This is a genomic window from Rhodococcus sp. BP-241 (assembly GCF_019836145.1).
GTDB lineage: Bacteria > Actinomycetota > Actinomycetes > Mycobacteriales > Mycobacteriaceae > Rhodococcoides.
Map to the genome: position 1 here is coordinate 440,869 of NZ_JABUEI010000002.1, position 15,431 is coordinate 456,299.

General features: G+C 60.6%; 7 protein-coding genes. All 7 read left to right on the plus strand.

Translation table 11 applies throughout. The features are described 5' to 3' along the window. Positions 1–496: 496 nt before the first annotated feature. The 7 genes from HQ308_RS05370 to HQ308_RS22885 all read left to right on the plus strand — a co-directional run bounded on the left by HQ308_RS05370 (position 497) and on the right by HQ308_RS22885 (position 15,268). The gene (locus HQ308_RS05370) at positions 497–1,252 is read left to right on the plus strand and encodes a hypothetical protein (protein WP_222645749.1); all 756 of its coding nucleotides are present in this window, start codon (positions 497–499) and stop codon (positions 1,250–1,252) included. Further along, the gene (locus tag HQ308_RS05375; RefSeq protein WP_222645751.1) at positions 1,249–1,806 is read left to right on the plus strand and encodes a BREX protein BrxB domain-containing protein; all 558 of its coding nucleotides are present in this window, start codon (positions 1,249–1,251) and stop codon (positions 1,804–1,806) included. Before HQ308_RS05370 ends, HQ308_RS05375 begins: the two co-directional genes overlap by 4 nt. Continuing rightward, positions 1,803–5,246 (plus strand): BREX system P-loop protein BrxC, encoded by a 3,444-nt coding sequence (brxC, locus tag HQ308_RS05380; RefSeq protein WP_222645759.1) that lies wholly within the window; start codon positions 1,803–1,805, stop codon positions 5,244–5,246. Before HQ308_RS05375 ends, brxC begins: the two co-directional genes overlap by 4 nt. Next, positions 5,246–8,449 carry an Eco57I restriction-modification methylase domain-containing protein gene (locus HQ308_RS05385; RefSeq protein WP_222645761.1) on the plus strand — a complete coding sequence of 1,068 codons (3,204 nt, stop codon included), beginning with the start codon at positions 5,246–5,248 and terminating at the stop codon, positions 8,447–8,449. The genes brxC and HQ308_RS05385 overlap by 1 nt, the downstream gene beginning before the upstream one ends. Then, a complete protein-coding gene (pglZ, locus tag HQ308_RS05390; protein ID WP_222645771.1) occupies positions 8,446–10,785 on the plus strand; it encodes a BREX-1 system phosphatase PglZ type B in 2,340 nt (779 codons plus the stop codon). The genes HQ308_RS05385 and pglZ overlap by 4 nt, the downstream gene beginning before the upstream one ends. Next, complete coding sequence (brxL, locus tag HQ308_RS05395; RefSeq protein WP_222645774.1) at positions 10,782–12,839, plus strand: protease Lon-related BREX system protein BrxL; 2,058 nt, start codon at positions 10,782–10,784, stop codon at positions 12,837–12,839. The genes pglZ and brxL overlap by 4 nt, the downstream gene beginning before the upstream one ends. 653 nt (positions 12,840–13,492) lie before the next feature. Next, on the plus strand, positions 13,493–15,268 hold the full coding sequence (locus tag HQ308_RS22885) for a DUF262 domain-containing protein (RefSeq protein WP_222645776.1): 1,776 nt from the start codon (positions 13,493–13,495) through the stop codon (positions 15,266–15,268). Positions 15,269–15,431: the final 163 nt, after the last annotated feature.

Consider the following 15,431-nt stretch of genomic DNA (forward strand, 5'->3'; position numbering starts at 1 on the left):
GTCAGGAGAGGATCCCTCTCGAGTAGCCCGAGGTAGTCGGATATGCCCGCGATGAGCTCAAGGTGTTCGGCAGCGAGTTGATCGTCGAGTTCGCGCTGCTTACCCGAGCGTAGCTGCTGTACAGGAGTCCGAGCGATGCCCGTTGCGCATCCGGAGGGGTTCCGCTTGCGCGCGGTCGAACTGACACCTCAGCCAGGGGTGAGTGTCATGCGCATCGCGTCCGACTTCGGCATCAGTGAGTCGTGTCTGTGCAGGTGAATAGAACTCGCAGACATCGATGCCGGCTGCGTCGGCTGTCTGTCGGCGAGCGGACGCGCCGCCCACTCCTCACCGGTGGATTGCGAAAACACCTACACCAACGGGCAACCTCAGACTTGACCTGGACACCCGACCCGAACTGCCCAGGGAAACCAGGTCAAGCTCCGTATGAGCCCGCGGACTGTGAGACTGTGGGGATACACAACGCGGTATTGTCACAGAACGGAGGTAGTGGAGGGTGTCGATTACGCTCGCCAACAGCGACTTCGTCCTCGGAACGCTGCGGACAACTTCGAGCCACACGATCGGCATCCCCCACCTGGTCGAGCTCCTTCGGGAGGTGCCATCGAATGCGCCCGCCGAGCAGTATCGCGCGGCGGTAGTCGACGACAACGTCCTGGGCCGTCCGACTCAGACCGGTCGGCAGCGTTCCTACCGCCACCTTCGAGAGCTCTATTTCCTTAACCCCGACCGTCCGGAATTCAGCGCGCTCCGGCACTACTGGGATATTGACCCTCGGTCGCGACCGCTCCTTGCAGGTCTTCTGGCCTATACCCGTGACGAGGTGCTCCGCGCTTCGTTCCGCGCGATTGCGGAAAAGCCCCCGGGCTCGATCGTGAACTCGGCGGACCTCACAGCCGTTGTAGCCGCGCAGTTCGGGCGCGAGATGTCGGAGTCGACGCTTGGCAAGACAGGGCGTAACACAGGTGCCAGCTGGACACAAACTGGACACTTGTCAGGACGCGCTAAGAAGGTGCGCCAGTCAATCGAAGTGTTCCCGGCAGTAGTTGCCTACGCAGCCCACCTCGGATACTTCGCTGGGAAGCGAGGCGAAGGGGTCCTCGACACGCCGTGGGCGGCGGTGCTCGACCTTCCAATTGGTGCCGGGCTCGACGCACTTCGGCGAGCCCACACCCAAGGACTACTTGACCTCCTGGTTGCAGGCAGTGTGGTGGAAGTCAGTTTCCACAGGCTCGATAAGGTTGGAAAATGAGTCGAACTTCGGACTTGATCGACGCGTATGCGGCCGATCTGAAGTTGTCGTGGAACGCGAGACTCTCTGGTGGTGAGCGTGTGCGGATGCTTGTCTACCCGCCCGACTTGGAGCGAAGTATGCGGGCGGCGCTACCGAAGTTTGAATTGGCTACCCAACAGTCCGGCCACGGGTGGTCGGTTGTCGACATTACCGACGACTTCGGAGCGTGGGTCGGCACCCACCGCCATGCGGACGCGTTCTTCGCAGAGCCCGGCGAACTCACTCGTGCCATTGCCGACAAGTTCAAAGTGGAGCTTGTGGCGAACTTACGCGAAAAGCTCTCGGCTGCGCCGGAGACTGAGGTCGTCACCCTAGTAGGGATCGGGTCGCTCTTCCCCTTCCTCAGTGCGGCCGGCGTGATTAAATCAATCGACGACGAAGTCACTGGTCGACTTTTGGTGCTTTTCCCTGGAACGTATGACCCCGACAACCATTCTTTTCGACTCCTCGACGCAAGGGATGGATTCGACTACCGCGCTCGTGTTATCGACCCGCAGAAGGAAATCGCGTGATCAACAACGATCTGTTCACACGTCCGCCTTTAAACTTTGAAATCCCGAATGACGGTGTGACGAAAGTCGACCGCCCTGAGGACTCGAAACGCTGGAAGGTGCTGGAGTACGAACTGACCAGCTTCGTCTGTGAAGGCGAGTACGAGCACGGTATGGAACGGATCCTGAGTTCGTATGTAAGCCACCGCGGTAGCACAACCCAGCCGGCCGTCTGGGTATCCGGTTTCTATGGAAGCGGTAAATCTCACCTGATTCGAGTACTCCAGCACCTCTGGTCCGACACTCGGCTCCCGTCGGGTGCATCGTCGCGAGGATTGGTGAACCTCCCGCCGGATGTCTCAGAGAAGCTCAGAGAACTCAGCACGATCGCAAAGCGAGACGGCGCGGAACCCTGGTCTGCGGCCGGGGAGCTCGAAGGCAAGCTCTCTCTCAACGCTGCCTTTCTCGGCTTCGTCCTAGATGCGGCTGGGCTTCCACCCCAGATTGAGCCGGCTCGGGTCGCGCTCTGGCTCGCGGGTAAGGGCGAGTTGGACGCCGTTCGAGCCCACGTCGAGGGAGCAGGGGCCAACTTCAAAGACGAACTTAGCGAATACAACCTGAGTACCCATCTGGCGGACGCTATCCTTTTTGTCGACGATCGGTTTGCCGCGAACGCTGCCGAGGTGCGGAAGGCGTTGCGCAGTCAGTTCCCGACGGACGCGCAGGAACTGTCGACTTCGAAGACGATCGCCATCCTGAAGAAAGTTCTGGAGTTCGTTGGTGGCGGCGTCGTTCCGCCGACCCTCATCGTTCTCGACGAAGTGCAGCAGTACATCAACGGTGACGGCGCGCGAGCTTTAGAAGTGCAGAGCCTCGCCAAAGCCGTCTCATCCGAGCTTGACGGCCGAGTGCTCCTGGTCGGCACGGGGCAGCAAGAGCTCACAGCGGACACGACGCTCCAAAAGATTCAAGACCGATTCACCGTGCGCGTTGTGCTGAAGAACCAGGACGTGGATGCTGTCGTCCGACGAGTTCTTCTCAACAAGGAGCCCGGACAGCGCTCGCATCTCCAGCGCACGCTCGATGGGGTCGCGGGGGAGATTTCCCGCCAGCTGGCGGGCAGCAAGATTCAGCACACTGCGCAGGACGATGTTGATCTTGTGGAGGATTACCCGCTACTGCCCAGCCGCCGACGGTTCTGGGAGAGCGTCCTCCGCCAGGCCGACGCTGGGCGTGCAGGGCAACTGCGCTCACAGCTCCGGATCGTGCACGACGCCAACCGTCTCGTTGCGAACAGAGGGGTCGGCAGCGTGGTCGGAGCCGATTATCTCTACTCGGCAAAGCACGAAGACCTGAACGGTGCCGGCCTGCTTCTGAAGGAGACCCAGCGTCTGATCCACGACGAAGGCAAGAAGGAGGAGATCCGTGGTCGAGTGCTCGGCCTGATCCACCTCATGAATCTTCTGCCGACCAATCCTCCCGGTGACATTGGCGTACGAGCAAACGTTGACCACCTCGTCGACTTGCTGGTTGAGGATCTTGTCAACGATGGAACCGCACTTCGCCAGAAGGTGCCTCTAGTTCTGTCAGCCCTGACTGACGAAGGTGTGCTCCAGCAGGACGGTGATGAGTACCGGCTTCAGACGATCGCAGGGCGCGCCTGGGATGAGGCCCATCGCCGTCACTCTGCGCAATTATCGGACAGTGAGATCAGCACGGAACGAGACATCCGGCTGCACTCCGAGGTCTTGAAGGCTCTGCCTGCGTCGGTACCGCAGGGCAAGGCCAAGGTGGCCCGCAAGCTGACGCTCCACACCGAGAGCTCCGCGCCCACGCCGACCGACCTGATCTCGGTGTGGCTCCGCTCGGAGTGGGATGACGGGACCACGGTCAAGCAGTTTGACGACCTTGCCAGAGGACTCGGCCCGGACTCACCCGTAGTCCTGGTCCATCTGCCGCGTGCGCAAGTGCAATCCTTCGCCGCCGCGCTGCGTAACGAGATTGCCACGAAGCGCACGCTCGACCAGCAGGGAATCCCGCAAGACGACGAGGGCAAGCAGGCGCGACGAGCGATGGACACCCGGCTGTCTCGGGCGCAGGCTCAAGTGAGTGATCACGTCCGTGACATCATGTCCAAGTCCATTGTTCAACTCGGTGGTGGGTCGTCTCCGACGGGAACCGCACTGCGCGACCGGATTGAGAATGGTGCCCAGTCGGCAGCGAAACGGCTCTTCAGCAGATTCGGCGATGCTGACGATGCCCGGTGGAGCCAGGTCATTGACCGCATCAAGAAGGGCTCGGGGGCCGACGCTCTCAAGCAGGTGGGGTACGACGCTGACCCTGAGCAGCATCCGGTGGTCAAGGAAGCCCTCATGCGCATTAGCGGCGCCGGCACTCCCGCGAGTGACGTTGAGAAGGCTGTTCTCTCCGCGCCGTTTGGGTGGCCGCGCGATGCGCTAATGGCTGCGATTGGTGTGCTGCTCGACAACGGCACGGTGCGTGCCACCATCAATGGTTCGGACGCAACGACCGATAAGGTCCTGTCCCAAACACGCCTCGGCACCGTCCACCTGCGACGCGAGTCGACCGTGTTGAAGGCTGCGGAGAAGATCGCAGCGCGGAGCCTTCTGAGCAAGCTCGGAAGCACGGTCGACAACGAGTCATTGGTCCAGGGCGCAGAGCAGGCTGTCACCGCGCTCGTGCAGAGGGCATCCGCTATTGGCGGCGCGGCTCCGCTCCCCGAGATCTCGCTCCCGGCCGGTATTGAACAGATCAAGACATTGTCCGGCAATGATCGTATCCACGCGCTCCTTGCCGCGAAAAACGAGTTGACTGATTTCTTCAACCGCCTAACCGTTTTGGAGAAGCGTCGTCAACCCAGGATGAACGCTCTATCCACGGCTCGCGCTTTGGCAACCGCCGCCGGCGGACTCGACAGTGCTTCTGAAGCGCGCACCCGGCTCGAAGCATTTGAGAAGACTCGTGAGCTTCTCTCGGACAACGACCAGGTCAGCCCGATTGCGACCGACCTCGCGAGCGCGGTGCGCGAAGCCGTCACCACCGCCGCAGGCACCTTGCAGGCGACACGTAAGGCCGCCGTCGACGCTTTGGCGACGCATGCCGTGTGGACTGAGCTCGATGCTGACAAGCAGACGCAGCTCCTCAGTGACAACGACCTGTCGTCCGACGCCAAGCCGACGCTCGACGATGCTGAAGCCGTCGTCAAGGCAGTCCAAGCACGACCCCTCTCGTCATGGAGTGCAGAGGTCGACGCAGTGGCTGCCCGTACGGCGAGGGCACTCGAAGCGGCAGTTCGCTTGACAGCACCGAAAGCAGGCTCGGTAACAGTCCCCGCGGCGACGATCAGCAGTGCCAGCGATGTCGAGGCTTACCTGGAAGCACTTAAGGCCGTGCTGACTGCGGCCCTCGCGGAGCACGACACAGTAGTGGTGAAGGGCTGATGTCTGCCGTTCTCAACTCCGACCAGCGCCGTCATCTCGACGGCGCTGTCCAGCGCGCTCGAATGGCTGCTGAACAGGCGGCAACCGATGCGCTCCGTGCGCTCGCCGTCGCCGAGCCCAGCCGCCCGGCCTTCATCAGCGACACCGACAACTCCCTACGCCTGGCCTTGCGCGAGAAGGCCCGACAGCTCGGTGACAACACCGCATCAAGAGGGGCCGATCTCACCAACCTGATACGTGAGGTCGCGTACGAGCAATGGCACCGTCTCCTGTTCGCCCGGTTCCTCGAAGTAAACGAACTCATGCGCCACCCCGAGTTCCGAGACACTTCTCTGACGCTCGATGACTGCTCTGATCTTGCTGACGACTTGGATGAGCCCGACGGCTGGTCCGTTGCCGCCCGCTTCGCAGCCGAGATCCTGCCTGGTGTCTTCCGCCTCAAGGATCCGGCCGTTCAGGCCCGCTTCGCCACCGAGCATCGCGTCGAGTTGGAACGCATCCTCCTGAGCATCCCCTCCGAGGTCTTCAAGACAGAAGACGCACTTGGGTGGGTATACCAGTTCTGGCAGACTGCCGAGAAGAAGCGGGTCAACGAGTCGGGCGTCAAGATCGGCGGTGCCGACCTTTCCCCGGTCACGCAATTGTTCACCGAGAACTACATGGTCCGCTTCCTGCTGGAGAACTCACTCGGCGCGTGGTGGGCGGCACGCCACCCAGATTCCCCTCTGACCGCTGGATGGGACTACTTGCGTCGCCGTGACGACGGCACGCCAGCGGCTGGCACTTTCGACACGTGGCCGGCGACCGCGGCCGAGGTCACCGTCATGGATCCGTGTTGCGGTTCGGGGCACTTCCTGGTCGCGATGTTCGGGATGCTCTGGCGTATGCGCGCGGAGGAGGAAGCACTCTCTCCGGCTGACGCGCAGAACGCTGTGCTCCGTGACAACTTGCATGGGCTTGAACTTGACCCGCGGTGCACACAGATCGCCACGTTCAATGTGGCGCTCGAAGCGTGGAAGCAGGGCGGGTTCCGTGACATCCCAGCGCCTCAAGTTGCGTGTTCTGGCGTTCCGGTGCGGGGCGAACGGACTGCCTGGGAGGACCTTGCGGACGGCGATGATGAACTTCAGAGAGCGATGGGGCGTGTTAACACACTTTTCCGCAACGCGGACTCCCTCGGGTCATTGATCGATCCCCGCCCTGCACGCAAGGGAGGGGCTCTATTTGGCGCGGACATGAGCATCGGCGTATCCGCGGAAGCCGTACGAGACCTTGTGGTGAAGGCCCTCCGAAATGAAGAAGGCGGGAGTTCGGTTCTCGGTTATGCCGCTGACGAGGTCGTTCACGCAGCTAGCTTGCTCGGACGGTACTACTCGCTTGTTGTAACAAATCCCCCTTACCTGACGCGACAGAAGATGGCCGATGAGTTGCGTGATCATCTCGATTCTCATTTTGGGCGGTCTGGGGGCGACATTGCCGCAGCGTTCATCGAGCGCTGCCTTGGGTTGGCATCCCCAAGCGGCTCGGTCGCGATGGTGCTGCCACTGGCCTGGCATGCCCAGCCGGCATACAAGGACCTACGCAAGGAAGTTCTCACCCGCTACCGATGGAACGTGACCGCGGTCCTGGGCTCGGGCGCATTCAGGACTATCAGTGGCGAGGTGGTTACAACATCTCTGTCGGTGATTTCAGCGTCCCGTCCGTCGGTGGGTGAGTTCATCGCTGGGCTCGACGTCAGTGGGGGGAAAACACTCGCTGACAAAGACTCGGGCCTGCGACGCTCGGAGATCATCAACGTCGACCCCGACGCATTGTTGCGCCTTCAAGGTCATCGGATCGTCGTGAGCCGTACGAATGTTCGACTTCCAAATCTGGCGACAATCGCTCACAGTCGCACTGGTACTCGCACATCTGACAACCAGCGTCTTCGTTTGCACTTCTGGGAGGTCGCTTACTCGCCCAAGTGGGCGCGCTTGCAAGTGGCTCCAACGAGCAACGATGCGTATGCGGGGCGCGAGTACGTAATCCGCTGGGAGGGGGGTTCGGGCATCCTGTCGGAGCTGGCGCATCTGGGCCTGGCGAGCATCCAGGGGATGGATGCGTGGGGCAAGGTCGGCGTATGCGTTGGGCTCACCGGAAACCTTCGCGCCACCTTATACACCGGTGACATCTACGACATGAGTTGCGGTGTCATCTGGCCCAAGGACGAGGACGACCTTCGCCTCATCTGGGCGTACTGCAGCAGTCCCGAGTTCTCCGAGCGTGCCCGCGAACTCGACAAGCAGTTGAAGTTGACGACGAAGACGCTGGTTCAGGTGCCATTCGATCGTGCGCAGTGGGAATGGACTGCCCAAAAGCTCGGCGACCTGCCCGATCCACATACGAATGATCCCACGCAGTGGCTCTTCAAAGGCGAGGTCGCAACGTCGGCTCATCCACTCCAAGTCGCGGTGGCTCGTCTCCTTGGCTATCGCTGGCCCGATCAAGAGGGCGACGAACTCGACCGCTTTGCGGATGGCGATGGCATCGCTGCTCTGCAATCCCTTCCGGGCGAGCCGGATCTAGCGACCAGGCTCCGCGAACTACTTTCGGCGGCGTGCGGCGAGGCGTGGTCCAGTTCCTTCGAACGAAGACTTGTGGCAGAGGCTGGGGGTGCCAACGGTCGACTCGAAGACTGGCTCCGTGACACTTTCTTCGCACAGCACATCAAGGTTTTCGATAGTCGACCATTCCTTTGGCATGTCTGGGATGGACGCAAAGACGGATTCTCAGCGGTTGTGAACTATCATCGGCTCGAACGCAAGACTCTGGAAAAGCTGACGTTCACGTCGCTGGGTGCGTGGATCGAGCGCCAGAAGCATGAGGCCTCCGCAGGGCGTGCTGGCGCGGACGTGCGCCTATCGGCTGCTGTGGGTTTGCAGGAGGCACTGAGGCGAATCTTGGACGGCGCCCCACCCTACGATCTCTTCATTCGGTGGAAGGAACTCCACGAGCAGCCGATCGGGTGGAACCCGGACTTTAATGACGGCGTGCGCTTCAACATCCGCCCGTTCGTGACAGCAGGGGTTCTGCGATCGAAGGTCAACGTTCACTGGAAGAAGGACCGCGGCGCTAACGCTGACGGCACGGAGCGGCACAACGATTTGCACCCAACGCTTGAGGAGCGTCGGGAAGCGCGGCGACTGGCTGGGGGGTCGGCGTGAGTGCGGTGCGCGCAATTGTGGCGCGTGCCTTGCGCGAGGCGGCGAAGTACAACCCGGACGCAAGCACGCCGCCCGCGGCGATCTTCTGGCCCGATCCCGACCGTGTCTGGGAGCCGGTGATCCGCCTGCTTCAAGAGGCCGTTCCGATCCTGATCCTTAACGAGTACGACGCGGCGAAGGCACAGGGGCCGGCCATCTGGATTCGTTCCGTTCTTGCTGCACCGGAGGCGGTTAAACTCCCCTCGCACCTTGCCGAGCGCAACGGCGAGAACCCGTGGGTGGTGTACCTCCCTGGACTCGGGCGGAACGAGCTATTCGACGTCACTAGCCTCGATCTGTCAGTAGCACCGCTCGTTGAGGTGGCCATGCGGTCCAACTGGTGGCCATCAGCCCCCAGCCACGCGCCGTGGACTCCGCACTCGTTCCTAGGCGCAAAGGACGGCGCTGCACTGGACATTGCGAGCGACTCAAAGACTAGGGCCGCGCTGACGAGCGTGCTCGATCAAATCTTTACCGAGGATGTTGACGAGCTGCGCCGCACGGGACGCCTGGACGCGTCACGTCTGCACGCGCTCGTGATGACAGACAGTGTGCGGACTCTACTGGAGTGGATGGGCGACCCCGAAGGCGTGAAGCAGGAGCTTCAGGGTGCGCGGTGGGACGCGTTCGTTGCCGCATGCCGATACACCTACGGGTTTGACCCCGCCAAGGACGGCCAACTCGGTGCGGCAAGACGGCTCGGCTTTCGCGAGGGGGCATGGCGCGACGTGTGGTCGCGGTTTACGGACAACCCGCGGCGCTACCCGAACATCCCGAATTCTTTGGACAAGGCCCGTCCCGGCGGCGACTTGTTCGGAGATACTGACCCGCACCCTGACTCGTGGCCATCGTGGAATCAGGAGCAAGAAGACGTACTCCGTGGTGCGCTGGCCGGGCTACAGGCTCATGGAGATCTCTCCGAGACTCGCTCCGCCGTTGAGGAACTCGCAGCCGAGCATGTGCGCCGAGATGAGAGCGTTTGGGCGGAACTTGGCCTGGCCCCCCTTGCGCGTGCAGTCGGCTACACCGCTGAGCTCGCGAAACTCACCACAACCCTGGCACCTGCGGGTGATCTGAACACACAGGCGACTTGGTACGCCACCGAAGGCCACCAGGTTGACGACCTCGCGCTCCGCGCGATCGCTGCCGCCACCAGCCGAGCAGACCGCGATGCAGTGCGCAATGCCCTCAACCTGACTTACGACCCTTGGGTGGAGGGCGTAGCTCGAATCTTCCAGTCCGCCGCAGTTCCCGGCTACAAGGGGGCAATCGGTCTCGACGTCCCGGCCGGAACCTGTGTGGTGTTTGTCGATGCCCTTCGGTTCGATCTCGGACAGCGGCTTGCGAAGAAGTTGCTGTCGCTCGAAGTCTCTATCTCGCCGCGGCTTGCCGCGTTCCCCACTGTGACGCCGACAGGCCAGCCCGCTGTCGCTCCGGTCGCAGTCGGATTCCACGCCGGCCAAGCGTTCGACGCTGCTGACGGGCAGGGACGCTCGATGAAAGGCCAGGTCTTCCGCACTGCCCTGGCGGAAGCCGGCGTGCTGTACCTCGACTGGAAGGCCGGCGAGACCGGCGACGTCAACAAGGTCGGCTGGACCCAGACCAACACCATTGACGCGCTCGGACACGATCACGGTCACGCCCTGGCAGACATGCTAGAACACCAGCTCAACCTCGTCGCCGAACGCATTCAGGCCCTTCTAGGGGCCGGGTGGCGCCATGTCGTTGTCGTCACCGACCACGGGTTCGTCCTCCCCGCGGCGCCCGCGCAGAAGGTGGAACTGCCTCTAGCCATCACCGAAGGTGACTTTGCGCGTAAGCCCCGAGTCGCCCGGTTGAAGGCAGGAGCAGCGCGTCCCGATTTCCCAATCGTCGATTGGGCTTGGGGAACCGCGATTGAAATGGTAAGTGCACCCGGTGCTTCGGCCTTCGAAGCGGGGACGATCTACGAACACGGGGGGCTCAGCCACCAAGAGTGCGTCACACCCATTATCGAGATCGCCGCGAGCTCAAGCGATGTTGGTCCTGCGCAAATCGCGGGTATCCGCTGGACCGGCCAGCGTTGCCGCATCGACTTCGAGCCGCCCCAGGCAGACGTGACTGCGGAGGTGCGGCTCGCCCCCGCAGATGGGGCCACAAACCTGGGCGGGCCAAAGTCACCGTCCGAGCCAGGAGAGATAAAAGTTCTCGTCGACGAGGAGCAGGCCACCGAAGGGACTGAGGCGTACGTCGTCCTTCTCACGGCGGACGGCAGCGTTGTAGCTCAACGCCAGACCGTGGTGGGGGTCACCGCATGACCGACACAATCAACTTGGACGAGATCGACGAACTTGCGGCCTCCGCATTCGAGGGCTACGTCGTTCGCAAAGACCTTGCCCAGCAGTTCAAGGGCGCCTACCCAGTGCCGACCTATGTGGGTGAGTTCCTCATCGGCCGCTACTGCGCGACTACCGACCCCGAAGAGATCGAAGAGGGCCTCCAGGTCGTTCGCCGGCTTCTTTCTGACCGCACTGTCCGCGCTGGTGAAGAGGAACTCTTCAAGTCGCGTGCTCGTGAGCGCATGACGATCAAGCTCATCGACCTCGTCAAGGCTCGCTTGGACGCAAAATCGAACATCTACCTTGCCGAACTTCCGAGCCTCGGGCTCAAAGACGTCCGCATCAACGACGACGTCGTGCGCGACAACGAGCGAATGCTCACCGGAGGCTTCTACGCCGAGGTCGACCTGTACTACGACGCGGTCATTGCTGACGAGAGCAACGGGAAGCCTTTCGCGATCGGATCCCTTCGACCTATCCAGCTCTCGACTCGGGACTCGTTGGAGCGCCTCGCCGAAGGCCGCGCTCGATTCACGACAGAGCAGTGGAAGCACCTTCTACTGCGCTCGGTCGGCTTCGAGCCCGAGCAACTCTCACAGCGCGAGCAGGACGTGCTCTTGTTACGCATGGTCCCGTTTGTGCAGCGGAACTTCAACATGGTCGAGCTCGGTCCTCGTGGAACCGGTAAGTCGCACCTCTTCCAACAGGTCTCGCCGTACGCGCACCTGATCTCGGGTGGTAAGGCAACAGTGGCCCGCATGTTCGTCAACAACTCCACCGGGCAGCGCGGCCTCGTCGCGCAGTACGACGTTGTCTGCTTCGACGAGGTTTCGGGCGTCTCCTTCGACCAGAAGGACGGCGTCAACATCATGAAGGGCTACATGGAGTCCGGGGAGTTCTCCCGTGGCCGCGAGTCCATCCGGGCCGACGGCTCGATAGTGTTGGTTGGCAACTTCGACGTTGATGTCGCTCATCAGCAGCGGGTCGGTCATCTCCTCTCGCCTCTGCCGCCGGAGATGCGCGACGACACAGCCTTTATGGATCGGATTCATGCCTACCTCCCCGGTTGGGTAGTTCCAAAACTCAATCCGACTTATTTCACCCACCACTTCGGACTCGTAAGTGACTTTCTGTCCGAGTGTTGGTCCTACTTGCGATCTCAGTCGCGGTTGGCGCTGATCCAGGGGCGGGTCAACTACTCGGATGCTCTGTCCGGGCGGGATCTTTCAGCTGTCAATAAGACGGTTGATGGCTTGCTCAAGTTACTTTCCCCAAATCCAGAGGGGTTCATCTCAGACGAGGACTTGGAATGGGCAGTTCGGATCGCACTGGAGAGTCGACGGCGAGTCAAGGAACAGCAGCGTCGCATCGGCGCTGCTGAATTTCGTAACACACAATTCGGATATCGGATCGGCGAGGGCGTAGAACAATTCGTCTCCACCCCGGAGCTTGCAAGCCCGGACTCAATTGGACTGGACCCGCTTCCTCCTGGTCAAGTGTGGGCAATTGCCGAGGGCGACGGAGAAGTTGGCCCAGGCCTTTACCGAGTCGAAGCGGCCGATACTCCGGGCTCAGGCACTAGGGGATTATTGAATCAATCCGCACCAGCGCCCCTCCGCGAAAGCTTCAAAGTCGCCGAACAGAACCTGGTCGCGCAGGCTCGCGTGCTTGTTGGAAACCGAGATCCGCGGGAGCACAACATCACTGCGCAGGTTCGCGCGCTCGACGCCGCCAAGAGTGGCGCCGGACTTGGTCTACCTATCTTGCTCGCTCTCGCGTCCTCGATGCTCCAGCGCTCCATGCGTGGTGGTCTCATTGCGGTCGGGAATCTTTCACTAGGCGGTGGAGTGGAAACCGTCCTCAACGCAGCCGCCCTTGCCGAACACGCTATGGAGAAGGGTGCAACGTCTCTGCTACTCCCTGTATCGACTCGGCGACAGCTTCTTGACGTGAGCGACGAAGTTGCCACTAAAGTTTCGTTTATTTTCTACAGCGACGCACAAGATGCACTTATCAAGGCGATGGATGAGTGAACCGCCGCCCGTGCCTTTGCGGATCTACCGAAACTTAAAATCACGGTTGTTTGCAACTGAGTTTTCACCAGGGCGTGATTCGACCTAGCTCACTTTGACTTCAAAAGGTCAGTCTTTGTGCAAATTCGCCCCATCGATGACGCCCAATTTTCCCGATGGCAGGTCCCCGATAGTCCGACCATATCGTTCTAGCCTCGATCTTTCTTCGTGGTGATCTGCTGGCCTGAGCTGTTCGGGATTTTGTTCCGGACCAGTTGGCGCATTGTGACGTGACCGATGTCGATCGGCGGCGCTCGGATCCACGGGCCGAGTTGAGGGTCCTTTCGGGGTCGTCGGTGCGGGTCGAGATTGTCAGGTCGGCGCGGGTAGGGCCGTCAACCGGGCTTGCGGCGCCGTGCTGCGGTCTGCAGAATAGTGGTGCGCGGTGTATCGGGATCTGCGGCAGGCCTGGGACGGGATATTCAGTCGCTTCGGATGTGTGACTGCCTCTCGAAAACGTGTCATAGAACGGTGAGGGTCCGGACTCGTGAAGCGCAGAGGAGGATAGGGCTGCTGGTGTCGCGAAGCGGTGGTACAGCAAGCGACCTGCTCCCAAACGAACAGGCCGTTGCTATCTTCTGGACATGCGACAGTAACACTGAAAGAATTGTCGGGTGATCAAGTCAGCGACGCAGTACCCTGTGCACAGCCTCCTTAGCCACGATAGCAACACTCTGTACCGCGTTCCGCCGTACCAACGGGAATATTCGTGGCAACGGACGCAGTGGGAGGAGCTATTCGACGACCTGCTTGAAGCTGACGGATCTCATTTTTTGGGTACTATTATCTGCTTGAATGCCACAACAGATTCAGTTGATGCCAATATCCTCGAACTGGTCGATGGCCAACAGCGTATGACAACAATTACGATACTGCTCGCTGCGGCGCATTCGATCCTAAGTAAGAACAAAGACAGTCTTGACGAAGACTCCCTTGCGGATTTGGCGAATTTACGTCGCCAACTAGTGCGGAAGCAGGACCAACGGCTCCGTCTGCGCCCGCAATTCCAGGGGAAAAACGCCGCAGACTATTCGGTAGTGATGGCAGACGCCGGATTGCCAGTGGAGCAGGACCGGGTGAACTACCTAACCGCGCGACGCGTTTGGCGATGCTACGCTCATTTCGTATCGGAGATCGAAGATTACGCGATAGATCGTCATATTGACACCACACTCGCCGCGCAGCGCGTTCTTGAAGCCGTCAATCAAGCAATCGTAGTCAAGATTGAGGTTGACACACACGCCGATGCTTTCGTTCTTTTCGAGTCGCTTAACAACCGCGGCACTCCGCTGACGCCGGTGGATCTCATCAAGAACTTCCTTTTGGCCCGGGTTGAGGGCAGTTCAACCGACAGCGTCGAGCGCACCTTTAAACGGTGGAACGACATGTTGGTCAATCTGGGCGACAGTTATGCAAACCAAGAACGCTTCCTTCGTCATTTTTACAATGCTTTCAAAGCGGACCTCGTTATCGTCCCGAAAGCAACAGTCGCTACCAGATCCAACCTGATACGAATTTACGAAACGCAGATCAGCCTAGGGACAGAAAAATTTCTCGACCGGGTTGTTCCTGCTTCGGCGATTTACGGGCAGATTACCGGAAACGTGCCATCGCCGGCGGACCTCACGCCCAAACTCGAAGCACTCGGGCGTGCTCAAGGTGCTCCGTCGTACATGTTGTTGTTGTATCTGCTGACGGAGGTAGAAAGGGAGGCCCTGGCGTTACCCGATGTGGTTCGGATCGCCGACCTGCTGACTGACTTTTTCGTCCGTCGTAACCTGACTGGGTTCCCGCAGACTTATGCTTTGCCGCGGCTTTTCATGGACTTGATCGATCGGCTTCGGGGCCGTGGTGGAGACGCCGTCGAGCTGGTCGAAGCCGAACTGTGCGCGGGGTCTGTCAGCGATGCAGCATTCTTGGATCGACTGACTGGACCGGTATACGAAGACAACTCCGATGTGACGCGGTTCCTTCTGACCAGCCTAGAAGAGGCGGCGATGACAAAGGAATCGCAAAAAGACCTTTGGCGAAGAGAGCGTGGACATTACGTCTGGACCATCGAGCACATCCTCCCGCAAGGCGCCAATTTGCCTGCCGCGTGGCAGCAGATGCTCGGCGGTAAAGACGATGCTGCTGATGTGCAGTCGAAGCATATGCATCGTTTGGGTAATCTGACGATAACTGGTTTCAATAGCAATTTGGGTAATAAGTCGTTCGATGAGAAGAAGAATCGCAAGGACGGCAACGGTCGGTTCATAGGATTTCGGAACGGTCTGGCATTGAATGAATTTGTAGTCGCGCAACCTTGCTGGACTAGCGTTCAGATTGAAGAGCGGACGCAGGACATGGCGACCAGCGTGTTGCGTCGCTTCCCGCTGAGGAGCAGGTGATTCCACGATTGAGTTTGTGTATGCAGTGGATGAAATTTCGACTGTCTGCCTGAACGTAGGTACTTGGCGTCTCTCAGTGGCTTAGAGACGAACCTGCGGGGAACCATCCGGCGAGCTGGCGGGCACGTCAAAGAATTGGCAGGAAGCCTCACGGCTGGCGCTC